Raw genomic sequence first — 14776 nt, forward strand, 5'->3', positions numbered from 1 at the left:
CAAATTAAGCCCTATGCCCCCCAATTCTGTTGGGGGGCATAGGCATTTGTGGGGGTAGCGTGAGTTGGAACAACGTCTGCGCCGTGCCATTGTGCGCCTTCTCCATGTCGAGCAGTGCGCGCTTGCGGTCCAATCCGCCGCCGTATCCGGTGAGACTGCCGTTGGATCCGATTACCCGATGGCAGGGCACGATGATGCCGATCGGGTTGTGGCCATTGGCCAGGCCGACCGCCCGAAACGCACCGGGTGTGCCGATCTGCCTTGCGATCTCGCCGTACGTCCGAGTCTCGCCATAGGGAATCGTGAGCAGAGCAGCCCACACCCGGCGCTGGAAAGCGGTGCCGATGAGATCGAGGCTCAGATCGAAATCGGTTCTCTCCCGGGCGAAGTACGCCTCGAGCTGCTCCACGGCATCGGAGAACGCCGTGTCGTCGTTTTCCCATCCGTCGCGGCTCGGCTCATAGGTCTGATCGACCATCCGCAAGTGCCGCAACCGTCCGCCCCTGCCAGCCAGGGTGAGCAGGCCGACGGGACTATCGACGGCGCGGAATTGCAGGGTTTCCATCACTTCTCCTTCGGCGGCCATTCGTTGACCGCGTGATCCAGTGCTGTCCACAAATGCTGGGTGGCATAGGACCGCCACGGTCGCCATTGCATGCTGTGTTCAGTGAGCGGACGCGGCTCTGTCGGTATGCCCAACTGCTCTGCCGCGATCCGCACTCCGAGGTCACTGGAGGGAAAGGCGTCTGGGTCGCCGAGGCCGCGCATCGCGATGACCTCGGCGGTCCATGGGCCGATGCCGGGCAGTTCCAGGAGTTGCGCGCGCGCACGATCCCAGTCGCATCCGGCGTCGAGCACCACATCCCGCGTGGCCAACGCCCTGATCAGCGTGGTCAGCGTCCGCTTGCGGGACTTCGGAAAGGCCAGGTGCGCCGGGTCGATCTCAGCGAGATCCTCGACCGCGGGGAACACATGCGTGAGGCCGCCATCCGCATCGGCGACGGGCTGACCGTAGGCGGTCACGAGACGGGCGGCGTGGGTGCGTGCGGCCTTGACGGACACCTGCTGGCCGAGCACGACCCGTAGTGCCAGCTCCTGCTCGTCGACTGTCCGCGGGATTCGCTGCCCCGGCGCCTTGGCGACCAACGCACTGAGGTCCGCGTCGGCGCCGAGTGCGTCGACGACCGCCTCCGGATCGGCGTCCAAGTCCAGCAGACGCCGGCATCGTGCTATCGCCGCGGCGAGATCCCGAAAGTCGTCCAACCTGATCTCGCACTTCACATGATCGGGTTGTGGTGTGAGACTGACGATTCCGTTGCCATTCGCCAATCGCAGCGTCCGCCGGTAGCTGCCCGCACGCACCTCCTCGACGCCCGGCACTGCGCTCGCCGCCAGGTGGCCGAACAGCCCCTCGTATGCGAACGGCATGCGCACCGGTAGGCGCAGTGACAACGCGCCCGTCGCGCTCTCCCCGCGCCCGAACCTCGAACATGCCCGCTGTCGTAGCGCGGTCGGCGTCAGGTCGCATACCGCACGCACCGTGTCGTTGAACTGGCGGATGCTGGAGAAGCCCGCCGCGAATGCGACGTCGCTGAACGGCAATTCGGTCGTTTCGATCAGCACACGAGCGGTCTGAGCGCGCTGCGCTCGAGCGAGCGCAAGAGGATTCGCCCCAACCTCGGCCTGCAGCAGCCGTTCGAGCTGACGCGTGGTGTATCCGACGCGAGCAGCCAGGCCCGCGACGCCCTCACGGTCGACTGTGCCATCCGTGATGAGTCGCATCGCCCGCGCTACAACGTCGCCACGCACGTTCCACTCCGGCGACCCCGGTGAGGCGTCTGGCCGGCATCGCTTGCAAGCGCGAAAGCCGGCTTTCTGAGCGGCGGCGGCAGTGGGGTAAAACCGCATGTTGCGGGCATACGGCGGGCGCACCGGACAGCTGGGCCTGCAGTAGATCTTCGTGGTCAGCACGGCGGTGACGAACCAGCCGTCGAACCGCGCGTCCTTGGACTGGACGGCTCGGTAACACCGGTCGAAATCTTCGTGCACAGGTCAACGATTACACGTGCCCACCGACATCACTGGCGGAAAACCGACATCGTCGTGGGGCGCCGATTTCGAGGCGCTAACGATCTCGTCAAATGTCGGCATCTGTCCTCGCATTGCCGACCAGATCGTGCTCTGGTGGATGGAGTGATGTCGACTCCCGGGCTGACCGCCCTTCGCGTGGCCGCCGCTGCGGCGGCGTGCTCAACGCTGGCCATCATCGGATTGGGTCCGGCTACCGCGGCACCCACCGCAGATGATCAGGGCTACATCGACTCGACCGCTCGGTGCCCCTCGTCGAGTCAGGCCGTCGTCTTCGGCAGCACCGCAACGTCTCGGGTGGCCATCTGCGAGGCCGACGGCGAGTACGAATATCGCGGAGTGCGATTGAGCGACGGCGCCAAACTGATCGTCCCCGCGGCCAAGTCCACCGACGGGTACACCGCTGAAAATTATGGCATCACCGATTGGGTGACTGAAGACTCGTTGGTCGTCAGCGCGGGCAACAAGGTGATCCGCGACGAGACGATGGTGGACTTCAATTCTCCGCAGCAATCCGGCGTGGGCGGATCGCCGGCACCGGCTGAGACATCAACGCCCACAACGCCGTTGCCGCCACCGCTGCCCGCGGAAGTAGGCGGCAGCGAGAGCTGACCGGCCGACTACCCCCGTAGTGCGCCGCTGAGGTACTCGGCGCGGCATGCACGGCGGGCCACCTTGCCGCTCGTCGTGCGCGGAATCGTGCCGGCCGGTACGAAGCGGACCTCGGCAATCGAGAGTCCGTGGATGTGCGTGACGGCTGCGCGGATCGCCTCGGCCGCGGTGTCAGGATCGGCGCCGCGGGTGCCTGACGCGCGTTCGGCGACGATGACGACGCCGGAGTCGGTGGCAAATGCCGCGACGTACCCCCGGCGCACGATCGGCGAAGCGGACTGCGCGGTTGCCTCGACGTCCTGCGGGTAGTGGTGGAGCCCGTCGACGCGGATCGCGTCCGCACGTCTGCCGGTCACATACAGCTCGCCATCGAGGTAGACCCCGAGATCGCCGGTGCGTAACCATGTCCCGTCGACCGGCGCGCCGTCGGCGTGACTCCGCGGCAGCCGGCGTGACCGTAACGAGGCGTCGAACGTCAGCCGCGACGCCTCGGGCTGCCCCCAGTACCGCCGAGCGGTGTTGTCTCCGTGCAACCAGATCTCGCCTACCTGGCCGTCGGCCAGTTCGGTGTGCGCTTCGGGTTCGACGATGACTGCCCACTGGCTGCGAGCGATCTGGCCACACGACACGTGGGCGATCGCGTTGTCAGAATCTGCCGCGACCCGCACCGCCACACCTTCGGCGAGTCGACGTCGGTCGAAATACGTAACCGTGGCACGGGCGGAAGGGGCGATGGTCGACACGAAGAGCGTCGCTTCGGCGATTCCGTACGACGGCTTGATCGCCGCGGCCGGCAACCCGAACGGCGCGAACGCGTCGTTGAACGCCGTGATCGCGTCGATGCTGACCGGCTCGGAGCCGATGATCATCACCACGTTGGCGAGGTCGACGTCCTCGCCCGTCGCGGGCACGCCCCGCTGCGCGGTGTACTCGTAGGCGAAGTTCGGCGCGGCGGTGACCACTCGTCCCTCCCGTGATCCGTCCGACAAGGCCCGGATCCAGCGCTGCGGGCGACGGATGAACGCGGTCGGCGACATCAGCGTGGAGTGGCCGCCGTATACCGCCGGGAAGCCGATCATCGACAACCCCATGTCGTGGTACAGCGGTAACCAGCTGACGCCGTGGGTGTTTCGGTCGAGCAGATCGATGGACAAGATCATCTGCAGCAGATTCGTCCCGACCGCGCGGTGGGTGATCTCCACCCCGACCGGTGGCCTCGTCGAGCCCGAGGTGTATTGCAGGTGTGAGACGTCATCGACGTCGAGATCGACGGGACCGAATGTCTCGGCGGCCGAGTTAGGGATGTCATCGACGGCGATGACCGGCACATCGGGCGCGAGAGCGAAGCCAGCGAGGAACTCGCGCACGGCGCCGGCCGCCGCGGCGGTCGTCAGGATCGCCGACGGACGGGCGTCCGTCAGTGCCGTTTCGAGACGTTCGGCGTGACCCTGGAGTTCGGGGGCGAAAAGCGGCACCGCGACCGTTCCCGCTTTCACTGCGGCGAAGAATGCCGCGACGTAATCGAGGCCCTGCGGGGCCAGGATCGCCACGCGGTCACCCCGCGCCGCGACACTCTGGACGTGCGCCCCGATCGCCTGCATTCGACGGCCCAGCTGGTTCCAGGTCAATTCGATCGGGCGGCCGTCGGATGAGCCGGCGAAATCCAGATAGCGGTAGGCGACGGTGTCGCCGACGCTGGCGATGTTGCGATCGATCAGCGATATCAGGGTCGTACCGGGTGGCAGCACGATGCCGCCGTCGGCATCGAGGCAGTCCTCGATCCTCAACAGACCCTCGGGGGCAGTCGAACCGTCCACACCCACGATTCTAATTACTGTGACGCTTGGTATCACTTACCTTTGCCGTCGATGTGACGAAGAGCGCAGCTGATGTTCAGACCGGAAGCGCGAGACGGGTGGGTTCGTCGTGGCCGCGCAGCGTCACCGAATCGCCGAGCGTCCAGTGCGCACGCTCTTCCTCGTTGGAGTTCGACACCGCATCAGAGGACGCGAGCAGGTGACCGGGTGTGTCCTTCGCCAGCTCGCACAGCCGTGCGGCCTCGTTGACCGGCTCACCGATCACGGTGTACTCGAAGCGCTCCTTGGCACCGACATTTCCGGCGACGGCCGTACCGGCCGCAACGCCGATGCCGGCTTCACATTCGGGTACCTCGTCACGGATGCGCCGCGCGATCGCCCGCGCGGCGGCGAGGGCTTCGTCCTCCGGGCTGTCGAGGTGTACGGGCGCGCCGAAGACGGCGAGGGCCGCGTCGCCCTCGAATTTGTTCACGAAACCGTGGTGGCGATCGACTTCCTCCACGATCACCGCGAAGAACCGATTGAGCAGATCGACGACTTCGGTTGCGGGCCTGCCGGTTACCAGCTGTGTCGAGCCGATGATGTCAACAAAGATGACCGCGACGTGCCGTTCTTCGCCACCCAATTTCGGCCGTTCCTTCTCGGCCGCGGCGGCAACCTCGCGGCCCACGTGTCGACCGAAAAGGTCGCGCACGCGTTCCCGCTCCTTGAGGCCTTCGACCATCGAGTTGAACCCGCGTTGCAACTCGCCGAGCTCGGTGCCGTCGAACACCACCAGATTCGTGTCCAGATCGCCCTGCTCCACCCGCTGCAGCGCGGCGCGCACCACCCGCACCGGAGTCGCCGTCAGCCACGACAACAGCAGCATGAGAACCCAGCCGAAGGTCAACGCCACCACGGCCAGAATTCCGACGGCGATTGCGACCTGAGTGGAGGTGAGATTCTGCAGCGACAGCGCGAAGACCGCGAGCAGCAGGATGCCGAGCACGGGTACGCCAGAGCTCAGCAACCAGACGGTCATCGTGCGCCCCATGACACCGTGTGCCAACCGGCGGGGTGGCCGACCGGCCTCCAGCGCCTGGGCTGCGACGGGGCGCAGTGCGAACTCCGTGATCAGATAGCACCCGGTGGCGACGACGATGCCGGAGAAGCCCACGGCGAACAGGAACCGCGGGATGAACGCGGTGTCGTAGATCCCGTACCAGGTGGTCAGCAATGCTGCGCCGCCACCCCACAGCAACAAGATCATTTTCGCCACCCGCCACGGCGCGAAGAACACGTTGCGCTGATCGGCCCGCGTGGGAGGGCGTTCCTCCATCGCCCATCGCAGCGAGTTGACGATTCGCGACGTGATCCAGAAGGTGCCCACCAGCAATGCCAACGCCATGTACCCGGGCGCCACGGCCCACGTCAGCCATGCCGGAGCATCGGTGAAGATGCTGGGCACGGGGATGGCGACCACGATCATCAGCAGCGCGACGCCGATGCCGAGCATGTTCGTGAACAAGATGAAGAACGTGAGGATCAGCTGGATGCGAACGCGGCGGCGGCGCTGACTTTCCGACGGCTTGCCGAGCAGCCAGGAGCCGAACTCCGGTGTATCGGGCAGTCGGCCGCTCTGCCGTGTCACCTTCTCCAGGACTCGGCCCACCCGCTGGGGCACGCTCTTGTTGGCCGTCATCGTGGCTAAAGCCTAGGTTGCCGTCCGGCCCCTTAAGGTGGTTCGGGTGCGTCTCGTCATCGCCCAGTGCACCGTCGACTACGTCGGGCGCCTGACAGCTCATCTGCCGTCGGCCCGCCGGCTGCTCCTCATCAAAGCCGACGGCTCGGTGAGTGTCCACGCCGACGATCGCGCCTACAAGCCGCTCAACTGGATGAGCCCGCCCTGCTGGCTCACCGAGGAACCCGACGGGCCCGCGCCGGTCTGGGTGGTCGAGAACAAGGCGGGAGAGCAGCTGCGGATCACCGTAGAGGCCGTCGAACATGACTCCAGCCACGAACTCGGTGTCGATCCCGGATTGGTGAAGGACGGTGTCGAGGCGCATCTGCAGGAGCTGCTCGCCGAACACGTCGAGCTGCTGGGCGCGGGCTACTCACTGGTGCGCCGCGAATACATGACCGCTATCGGGCCGGTGGACTTGCTGTGTCGCGACGAGAAGGGCGGCTCGGTCGCCGTCGAGATCAAACGGCGGGGCGAGATCGACGGCGTCGAACAGCTCACCCGTTACCTCGAACTCCTCAACCGCGACACCGTGCTGGCGCCCGTCGCGGGAGTGTTCGCCGCCCAGCAGATCAAGCCCCAGGCTCGGACGCTGGCGACCGACCGTGGGATCCGTTGCGTGACTTTGGACTACGACCAGATGCGCGGCATGGACAGCGACGAGTTCCGGCTTTTCTGACCCATGCCCCGGCGCCGTCCTTCGCCGCGTAAGCAACGCGCCGTACCGCCGCTACCGCAGAGCAGGCGGATCGAGACGGGGCCGGACGGATATGAGTACGAAGTCCGTCCGGTCTCGGCCGCGCGGGCGACGAAGACCTACCGCTGCCCCGGGTGCGACCACGAAATACGCTCTGGCACTGCGCATGTACTCGTATGGCCGGCAGATCGCGGAGAACAGGCGTCAGAAGACCGGCGTCATTGGCATACGCCGTGCTGGACTCACCGGGCTACCCGGGGTCCTACTCGCAAGTGGTCGTGACGAACTCGGTACCGAAGCCGGCGTCAGTGATCGGCGGCAGGCTCGACGAGCTCGATGAGGACGCCGCCGGCATCCTTGGGATGGATGAAGTTGATCCGTGAATCGGCCGTGCCGCGACGAGGCTCGTCGTAGAGCAGGCGCATACCCTCGGCGCGAAGCCGCTCGCTGAGCGCGTCGATGTCGCTGGTGCGATACGCCAGCTGCTGCAGGCCGGGTCCGCGCTTGTCGAGGAACTTCGCGATCGTCGAGGTCTCGTCGAGTGGCGCCATGAGCTGAATCTGCGCGCTGCCGACGGGCGCGCCGCGCACCGAGAGCATGGCCTCGCGCACACCCTGGTCCTCGTTGATCTCTTCGTGCAGGACGATCATGCCGAGGTGGTCGTGGTACCACTTGATGGCGGCGTCGAGATCGGGGACCGCGATGCCGACATGATCGATAGCCGTCACGAGGGCGCTCGCGAGCGCCGGACGTGCGTCTACGTGTTCAGTGGTCATCACGTAACGGTAACCTTGAGACAGATGTTTGCGGAATGTGTCATGTGCCACATCTTCGAATACCCAGTTCCTGGAGGAAACAAATGACGACGTCGGTGATCGTTGCTGGAGCGCGTACGCCAATCGGCAAATTGATGGGCTCGTTGAAGGATTTCTCGGGTAGTGACCTGGGCGCCGTCGCGATCGCAGGTGCGCTGGACAAGGCCAAGGTCCCGGCGTCCGCCGTCGACTACGTCATCATGGGGCAGGTCCTGACCGCCGGTGCTGGGCAAATGCCCGCCAGGCAGGCTGCGGTCGCCGCGGGCATCGGCTGGGATGTGCCCTCGCTGACCATCAACAAGATGTGCCTGTCCGGAATCGACGCGATCGCGCTGGCCGATCAACTGATCCGCGCGGGCGAGTTCGACGTCGTGGTCGCGGGCGGCCAGGAATCGATGACCAAGGCGCCCCACCTACTCATGGACAGCCGCGCGGGCTACAAGTACGGCGATGTCACCGTTCTCGATCACATGGCCTACGACGGATTGCACGACGTCTTCACCGATCAGCCGATGGGCGCGCTGACCGAACAGCGCAACGACGCCGACCAGTTCACCCGGGCCGAGCAGGACGAGTTTGCGGCACGTTCGCACCAAAAGGCCGCTGCGGCATGGAAGGACGGAGTCTTCGCCGACGAGGTCGTGCCGGTGAAGATCCCGCAGCGCAAGGGTGACCCGATCGAGTTCACCGAGGACGAGGGCATCCGCGCCAATACCACCGCCGAGTCCCTGGCCGGACTCAAGCCGGCGTTCCGCAAGGACGGCACCATCACGGCGGGGTCAGCGTCGCAGATCTCCGACGGCGCGGCAGCAGTCGTCGTGATGAGCAAAGAGAAGGCCCAGGAGATGGGGCTGACCTGGCTGTGCGAGATCGGCGCTCACGGCGTGGTGGCGGGCCCGGATTCGACCCTGCAGTCGCAGCCAGCCAACGCCATCAAGAAGGCCATTGCCCGCGAGGGTATTTCGGTCGATCAGCTGGACGTCATCGAGATCAACGAGGCGTTCTCCGCGGTGGCGCTCGCGTCGATGAAGGAGTTGGGCGTCGACCCGGAGAAGGTCAATGTGAACGGCGGCGCGATCGCCGTCGGGCATCCGATCGGTATGTCCGGCGCCCGGATCGCCCTGCACGCCGCGCTTGAGCTGTCACGACGCGGTTCCGGTTATGCGGTCGCGGCGCTGTGCGGCGCCGGCGGCCAGGGCGACGCCCTCGTGCTGAGGGCAGGCTGAACATCTACGACGTAACGTAGTAATCGGCGTGGTGTTCGGGCAGAATGGCGGCATGACAGGCGCTCTTGATCTTCGATCCATTGCTGGGTGGTTCCGACTGGTTGCTCTGCTAGAGGCCGTCAGTTGGGTCGGCCTGCTGGCCGGGATGTATTTCAAGTACCTGGCCAGCTCGCCGACCGAGATCGGCGTCAAGGTGTTCGGCATGGCCCACGGACTGATCTTCGTCGCCTTCGTGGCGGCCGCACTGCTGGCCGGAATCGCGTTCAAATGGTCCTTCGGGACGTGGTCGCTGGCGCTGATCGCGAGCATCGTGCCGCTAGGCAGTGTGATCTTCCTCATATGGGCTGATCGGACCGGCAAAATGGGTGCCGCGGTTCCGGCCGCGGCGGTCATGCAACCGGGTCAGCCGGTTCCCGAAGCGACGTGACAAACTTGACGGCGTGACTCGTCCACGTCCCGTCGCGGCCTCCATGGCAGGTGCGATCGACCTTTCGGCGCTCAAACAGCCGGCCAGTGCCGCCGCAGGCGGCGCCGCCGCCAAACCGTCCGGCGGTGTAGAGGTCACCGAGGCCAACCTCGAAGCCGAGGTCCTGGTCCGCTCCAGTCAGGTCCCCGTCGTGGTCCTGCTGTGGTCTCCGCGCAGCGACGCCAGCCTGCAGCTGGGTGACGTGCTGGCCAGTCTCGCCGCCGCCGACGGCGGCAAGTGGTCGCTCGCGACGGTCAACGTCGACGTCGTCCCGCGGGTAGCGCAGATGTTCGGCGTCCAGGCGATCCCGACCGTCGTGGCATTGGGCGGGGGACAACCGCTCTCGAGCTTCCAGGGCATGCAGCCGCCCGAGCAGTTGCGCGGATGGATCGACTCGCTGCTGGACGCGACCGCGGGGAAACTCAGCGGCGGGGGCGAGGATCCCGAACAGGTCGATCCCGAACTGGCCCAGGCACGGGCGCATCTGGATGCCGGCGACTTCGACGCCGCGCGCGCCGCGTATCAGGCGATCCTCGACGCCAGGCCGAACGACCCCGAGGCCAAAGGTGCGGTGCGTCAGATCTCGTTCCTGCAGCGCGCATCGGCACATCGTCCCGATGCGGTGGCCGCGGCCGACGCCGCACCCGATGACATCGACGCCGTGTTCGCCGCAGCCGATGTGGAAATTCTGCAGCAGAACATTGCGGCCGCGTTCGACCGGCTGATCGCGTTGTTCAAGCGCAAGACCGATGACGACCGCACCAAGGTGCGGACCCGGCTGGTCGAGCTGTTCGACCTCTTCGACCCGGCCGATCCCGAGGTGATCGCGGGCCGACGCAAACTGGCCAACGCGTTGTACTGAGTCGGCCGTTCGCGCGAAGGGCTACTCCGGGGCCACGGGTTCGAACCACAGCGCTGCCAGGGGTGGCAGCACCATGACCGCTGATGCCGGACGGCCGTGCCAAGGCTCGTCGGTCGCCTCGACGACGCCGTAGTTGCCGATGCCCGAACCGTTGTAGATGTCGGCGTCAGAGTTGAGCACTTCCCGCCACGTGCCCGCATGCGGCAGGCCGAGCCGGTAGCGGGAGTGCTCCGAACCGGAGAAGTTGAACACGCACGCCAGCATCGAACCGTCGTCGCCGAACCGCATGAAACTCAGCACGTTGTTGGCCGAGTCGTTGGCGTCGATCCACGAATAGCCCTCGGGCTTGGTGTCCTGCGACCACAGCGCACGACGGCTGCGGTAGATGCCGTTCATGTCGTGCACGAACCGCTGAACACCGGTGGAGAAGCTGTCCTCGTCGAGCTGGTACCAGTCGACACCGCGCTCCTCGGACCACTCGGCGCGCTGAGCGATCTCCTGGCCCATGAACAGCAATTGCTTCCCGGGGTGGGCCCATTGGTAGGCCAGCAGGCCGCGCAACCCAGCGGCTTTGGTGTGGTCGTCACCCGGCATGCGGCCCCACAAGGTGCCCTTACCGTGCACCACCTCGTCGTGGCTGATGGGCAGGACGAAGTTCTCGCTGAACGCGTACAGCATCGAGAACGTGATCTCGTGGTGGTGGTAGCTGCGGTGGATGGGATCGCGCTTGATGAACTCCAACGTGTCGTTCATCCAGCCCATATTCCACTTCATCGAGAAGCCAAGGCCGCCAAGGTTTGTCGGCCGAGTCACCCCTGGCCATGACGTGGACTCCTCGGCGACGGTGACGACGCCGGGTGCCAGCTTGTGCACCGTGGCGTTCATCTCCTGCAGGAACTGCACGGCTTCGAGGTTCTCGCGGCCACCGTAGACGTTCGGCGTCCAGCCGCCCTCGGGCCGCGAGTAGTCCAGGTAGAGCATCGATGCGACGGCGTCCACGCGCAGGCCGTCGATGTGATACTCCTGCAGCCAATACAGCGCGTTGGCGACGAGGAAGTTGCGGACTTCCGCGCGGCCGAAGTCGAACACGTATGTGCCCCAGTCGAGTTGCTCGCCGCGCCGTGGGTCGGAGTGTTCGTACAGTGCGGTGCCGTCGAAGCGGCCCAGCGCCCACGCGTCCTTCGGGAAGTGCGCGGGAACCCAATCCATGATCACGCCGATACCGGCCTGGTGCAGCGTGTCCACCACGTGGCGGAACTCGTCGGGTGTACCAAGACGTGACGTCGGCGCATAGTACGACGTCACCTGGTACCCCCACGAGCCGCCGAACGGATGCTCGGCGACCGGCATCAACTCAACGTGGGTGAAGCCGTTTGCGACTACGTATTCGGTGAGTTCGGTGGCCAATTCGCGGTAGGTCAGACCCGGCCGCCAGGACATCAGGTGCACCTCGTAGGTGCTCATCGGTTCGAAGACCGGATTCTCGTTCGCTCGCTTGGCCATCCAGTCCCGGTCTTCCCAGGTGTATTCGCTCCTGGTGACCTTCGACGCCGTCTGCGGCGGAACCTCGGTGGCGAACGCCATCGGGTCGGCGCGGTCACTCACCGAGCCGTCGGCGCCGTGCACGCGGAACTTGTACAGGCCGCCGATCTCGAAACCGGGCCAGAACAGCTCCCACACACCCGTCGAGCCGAGCACGCGCAGCTGTGCTTCGTTGCCGTCCCAATGGTTGAACTCGCCGATCAGGCTGACGCCCTTGGCATTCGGTGCCCACACCGCGAAGGACACACCGTCGACAACGCCGTCGGGCGTCGTGAAACTGCGGGGATGGGCGCCCAGGATCTCCCACAGCCGCTCATGGCGCCCCTCGGCGAACAGGTGCAGGTCGATTTCGCCGAGAGTCGGCAGGAACCGGTACGCATCGGCGGTGGTGTGCACCTCGTCGCCCGCGCCGTAGCTGACCTCGAGTCGGTAGTCCGCCAGATTGGTCATCGGCAGGGCTACCGCGAACAGGCCGCCCTCGACGTGCTCGAACGGATATCGTTGGCCACCCACGAGGGCCACCACCTCGACGGCATGCGGCCGGTAGGCCCGTAACACCGTGTGATCCCCGTCGTACTCATGTGCCCCGAGAATCGAATGGGGGTCGTGGTGTTCGCCAGCCAGCAGGCGGTTCAGATCGGCCGTGTGCGGCCGCAGGTGCGGGCTCGTGCGTTGATTGGTCTGCGTCATTTCGTCACTCCCTACGCAGCAGATTGAGTCGTTGTTCGGCCGGCACCTGGGGCATGTTCAGTACGTGCGACACGGCGTTAACCGGATCGAGACGCACGTAGTTGGCCTGTCCCCATTGAAATTCGTTGCCGGTGATTTCGTCGCGTACCCAGAAGCGGTCGTAGGGTTCCATCCCTAATGCGCCCATGTCGAGCCAGAGCGTCGCTTCTTCGGGGCCGAACGGGTTGAGCGTCACCACCACCAGCACCTGATCGCCCGTCACAGGATCGAACTTGCTGTAGGCCAACAACGCGTCGTTGTCGACGTGGTGGAACTTGATGGTGCGCAGTTGGTGCAGCGCGGGATGGACGCGGCGGATCTCGTTGAGCCGCGCCAAGAAAGGCTCGAGTGATTCCCCGTCCGCCAGGGCGGCTTCGAAATCGCGGGGCCTCAACTCGTACTTCTCGGAGTTGAGGTACTCCTCGCTACCTTCGCGGACCGGCCGGTGCTCGTACAGCTCATAGCCCGAGTACACGCCCCAGGCCGAGCTCATCGTTGCGGCGAGCACCGCGCGGATGGCGAACATGCCGGGCCCGCCGTGTTGCAGGCTCTCGTGGAGGATATCCGGCGTGTTCACGAACAGATTGGGGCGCGCGTAGTCGGCGTGCTCCGCGATCTGTTCACCGAACTCGGTGAGTTCCCACTTCGCCGTGCGCCATGTGAAGTATGTGTACGACTGCGTGAAGCCGAGTTTGGCCAGACCATAGAGACGCGCGGGCCGGGTGAAGGCCTCGGCAAGGAACAGGACGTCGGGATCTTCACTCTTGACCCTGCCGATCAGCCACGCCCAAAAATCGGGGGGCTTGGTGTGCGGGTTGTCCACCCGAAACACCTTGATTCCGTGCGACACCCAGAACCGGACTACACGCAGTACCTCTTCGTAGATTCCCGCGGGGTCGTTGTCGAAGTTGATCGGGTAGATGTCCTGGTATTTCTTGGGCGGATTTTCGGCATAGGCGATGGTGCCGTCGGGCAGTACGGTGAACCACTCCGGGTGGTCTTTCGCCCACGGGTGATCGGGTGCGCATTGCAGAGCCAGGTCCAGCGCGACCTCCATACCGTGATCGCGTGTGGCGGAAACGAACTCGTCGAAGTCCTCGATCGTGCCCAACTTGGGATGGACCGCGTCGTGGCCGCCCTTGTCGCTGCCGATGGCCCACGGTGAGCCCACGTCGCCGGGCGCGGCGGCAACCGAATTGTTGCGACCCTTGCGATGTACCTTGCCAATCGGGTGAATCGGCGGAAGGTAGACCACGTCGAAGCCCATCGCCGCGATGCGGGGAAGCGCCTTGGTCGCCGTCGCGAACGTCCCGTGTACGGGCTTGCCCTTCTTGTCCCACCCACCGGTCGATCGCGGAAAGAATTCGTACCAGGAACTGAACCGGGCCAGCGGACGATCCACCCACACGCCGAATGACTCTCCGCGCGTGACCAATTCGCGCAGCGGATACTCGCCTAGCAACTCGGTCACCTCGTCGGCCAGCGCCGCGCCTGCCCTGGTGAACGGGTCACCGGGCTTTCGCAACAGCTCCGCCGCCTCGATGATCGGGTCCCGCAGCTTGCGCGGAATGCCCGTGGCAGCCCGTTCGAGCAGCCGCGACCCCACCAGAAGGTCGTTGGACAGTTCCTCTTCGCCCTGTCCCGCATCCAGCTTCGCGATGACGGCCTTGCGCCACGTTGTGATCGGATCGCTCCACGCCTCCACCCGGAAGGTCCACAGCCCGACGCTGTCGGGGGCGAACTGGCCGTGAAAGACATCCGGCGTAACGCCCAATGCCATCGGCAGGTGATGCCGGGTGATGCGCGCGCGCGGATTGACGACCGTCTCGATGGGTACCGGCTCGGCGACCGGGCTCGCACCGGCCGGTCCCGTGACGAGCTGGGGATAGTCCGAACCATGGCATCGGACGACAAGAGTCGCCGCGACGGCGTCATGGCCTTCTCGCCATACGGTCGCGCGTACCGGCACGATCTCGCCGACGACCGCCTTCGCCGGGAAACGGCCACCGGATACGACGGGGGCGACGTCATCGATCTCGATCCGACCGACCACTTCCTACCACTCCTTCACGCTGCGTTAACCGCGCTCATCAATCGCCTCGTTGCGCCTATACCCACGGTAGTGCGCTGCCCAACCAGGCGGAGGTGAAGCGGTATGGATACCGGCCTGCGGGACGGCGAAACATCAGTAATGTTGAGTCG

14 protein-coding genes are annotated in these 14776 nt (G+C 65.7%); 7 read left to right on the top strand and 7 right to left on the bottom strand.

Translation table 11 applies throughout. The annotated features are described in order from the left end of the window. Positions 1 to 4 precede the first annotated feature (4 nt). Together G6N36_RS27575 and G6N36_RS27580 are read right to left on the bottom strand one after the other, a co-directional pair. On the bottom strand, positions 5 to 565 hold the full coding sequence (locus G6N36_RS27575) for a methylated-DNA--[protein]-cysteine S-methyltransferase (RefSeq protein WP_235690195.1): 561 nt from the start codon (positions 563 to 565) through the stop codon (positions 5 to 7). Beyond that, positions 565 to 2049, bottom strand: a complete 1485-nt coding sequence (locus tag G6N36_RS27580; RefSeq protein ID WP_163689935.1) for a DNA-3-methyladenine glycosylase 2 family protein — start codon at positions 2047 to 2049, stop codon at positions 565 to 567. The genes G6N36_RS27575 and G6N36_RS27580 overlap by 1 nt, the downstream gene beginning before the upstream one ends. Before the next feature lie 16 nt (positions 2050 to 2065). Here G6N36_RS27580 and G6N36_RS30170 point away from each other — a divergent pair, with 16 nt between their 5' ends. Next, complete coding sequence (locus G6N36_RS30170; protein WP_264001712.1) at positions 2066 to 2197, top strand: hypothetical protein; 132 nt, start codon at positions 2066 to 2068, stop codon at positions 2195 to 2197. Next, positions 2197 to 2700, top strand: coding sequence for a hypothetical protein (locus G6N36_RS27585; RefSeq protein ID WP_163689936.1), 504 nt, complete (start codon positions 2197 to 2199; stop codon positions 2698 to 2700). The genes G6N36_RS30170 and G6N36_RS27585 overlap by 1 nt, the downstream gene beginning before the upstream one ends. A gap of 8 nt (positions 2701 to 2708) precedes the next feature. Here the strand turns inward: G6N36_RS27585 and G6N36_RS27590 are convergent, their stop codons facing one another. Beyond that, on the bottom strand, positions 2709 to 4517 hold the full coding sequence (locus G6N36_RS27590) for a fatty acyl-AMP ligase (RefSeq protein ID WP_163689937.1): 1809 nt from the start codon (positions 4515 to 4517) through the stop codon (positions 2709 to 2711). A 76-nt stretch (positions 4518 to 4593) separates the two neighbouring features. Then, on the bottom strand, positions 4594 to 6198 hold the full coding sequence (locus G6N36_RS27595) for an adenylate/guanylate cyclase domain-containing protein (RefSeq protein WP_163689939.1): 1605 nt from the start codon (positions 6196 to 6198) through the stop codon (positions 4594 to 4596). A 46-nt stretch (positions 6199 to 6244) separates the two neighbouring features. Here G6N36_RS27595 and nucS point away from each other — a divergent pair, with 46 nt between their 5' ends. After that, complete coding sequence (gene nucS / locus G6N36_RS27600; RefSeq protein WP_163689941.1) at positions 6245 to 6916, top strand: endonuclease NucS; 672 nt, start codon at positions 6245 to 6247, stop codon at positions 6914 to 6916. A gap of 3 nt (positions 6917 to 6919) precedes the next feature. Further along, complete coding sequence (locus G6N36_RS30030; protein WP_163689943.1) at positions 6920 to 7216, top strand: Rv1322 family protein; 297 nt, start codon at positions 6920 to 6922, stop codon at positions 7214 to 7216. Between the two features lie 23 nt (positions 7217 to 7239). On the opposite strand, the gene mce is transcribed toward G6N36_RS30030, so the two are convergent. Then, positions 7240 to 7710 carry a methylmalonyl-CoA epimerase gene (gene mce / locus G6N36_RS27610; protein WP_163689946.1) on the bottom strand — a complete coding sequence of 157 codons (471 nt, stop codon included), beginning with the start codon at positions 7708 to 7710 and terminating at the stop codon, positions 7240 to 7242. 83 nt (positions 7711 to 7793) lie between these two features. On the opposite strand from mce, the gene G6N36_RS27615 reads away from it, so the two are divergent. The 3 genes from G6N36_RS27615 to G6N36_RS27625 are packed head-to-tail and all read left to right on the top strand — an operon-like array spanning position 7794 to position 10303. Then, on the top strand, positions 7794 to 8975 hold the full coding sequence (locus G6N36_RS27615; RefSeq protein WP_163689948.1) for an acetyl-CoA C-acetyltransferase: 1182 nt from the start codon (positions 7794 to 7796) through the stop codon (positions 8973 to 8975). Positions 8976 to 9027: 52 nt separating this feature from the next. Next, complete coding sequence (locus tag G6N36_RS27620; protein ID WP_163689950.1) at positions 9028 to 9402, top strand: DUF3817 domain-containing protein; 375 nt, start codon at positions 9028 to 9030, stop codon at positions 9400 to 9402. A gap of 13 nt (positions 9403 to 9415) precedes the next feature. Further along, positions 9416 to 10303 (top strand): co-chaperone YbbN, encoded by an 888-nt coding sequence (locus G6N36_RS27625; RefSeq protein WP_179964883.1) that lies wholly within the window; start codon positions 9416 to 9418, stop codon positions 10301 to 10303. A 21-nt stretch (positions 10304 to 10324) separates the two neighbouring features. On the opposite strand, the gene glgB is transcribed toward G6N36_RS27625, so the two are convergent. Beyond that, a complete protein-coding gene (gene glgB / locus G6N36_RS27630; protein ID WP_163689952.1) occupies positions 10325 to 12535 on the bottom strand; it encodes a 1,4-alpha-glucan branching protein GlgB in 2211 nt (736 codons plus the stop codon). 4 nt (positions 12536 to 12539) lie between these two features. Continuing rightward, positions 12540 to 14627, bottom strand: a complete 2088-nt coding sequence (locus G6N36_RS27635; RefSeq protein WP_163689954.1) for an alpha-1,4-glucan--maltose-1-phosphate maltosyltransferase — start codon at positions 14625 to 14627, stop codon at positions 12540 to 12542. Between the last annotated feature and the right edge of the window lie 149 nt (positions 14628 to 14776).

This window comes from Mycolicibacterium gadium (assembly GCF_010728925.1).
GTDB classification, from domain to species: domain Bacteria; phylum Actinomycetota; class Actinomycetes; order Mycobacteriales; family Mycobacteriaceae; genus Mycobacterium; species Mycobacterium gadium.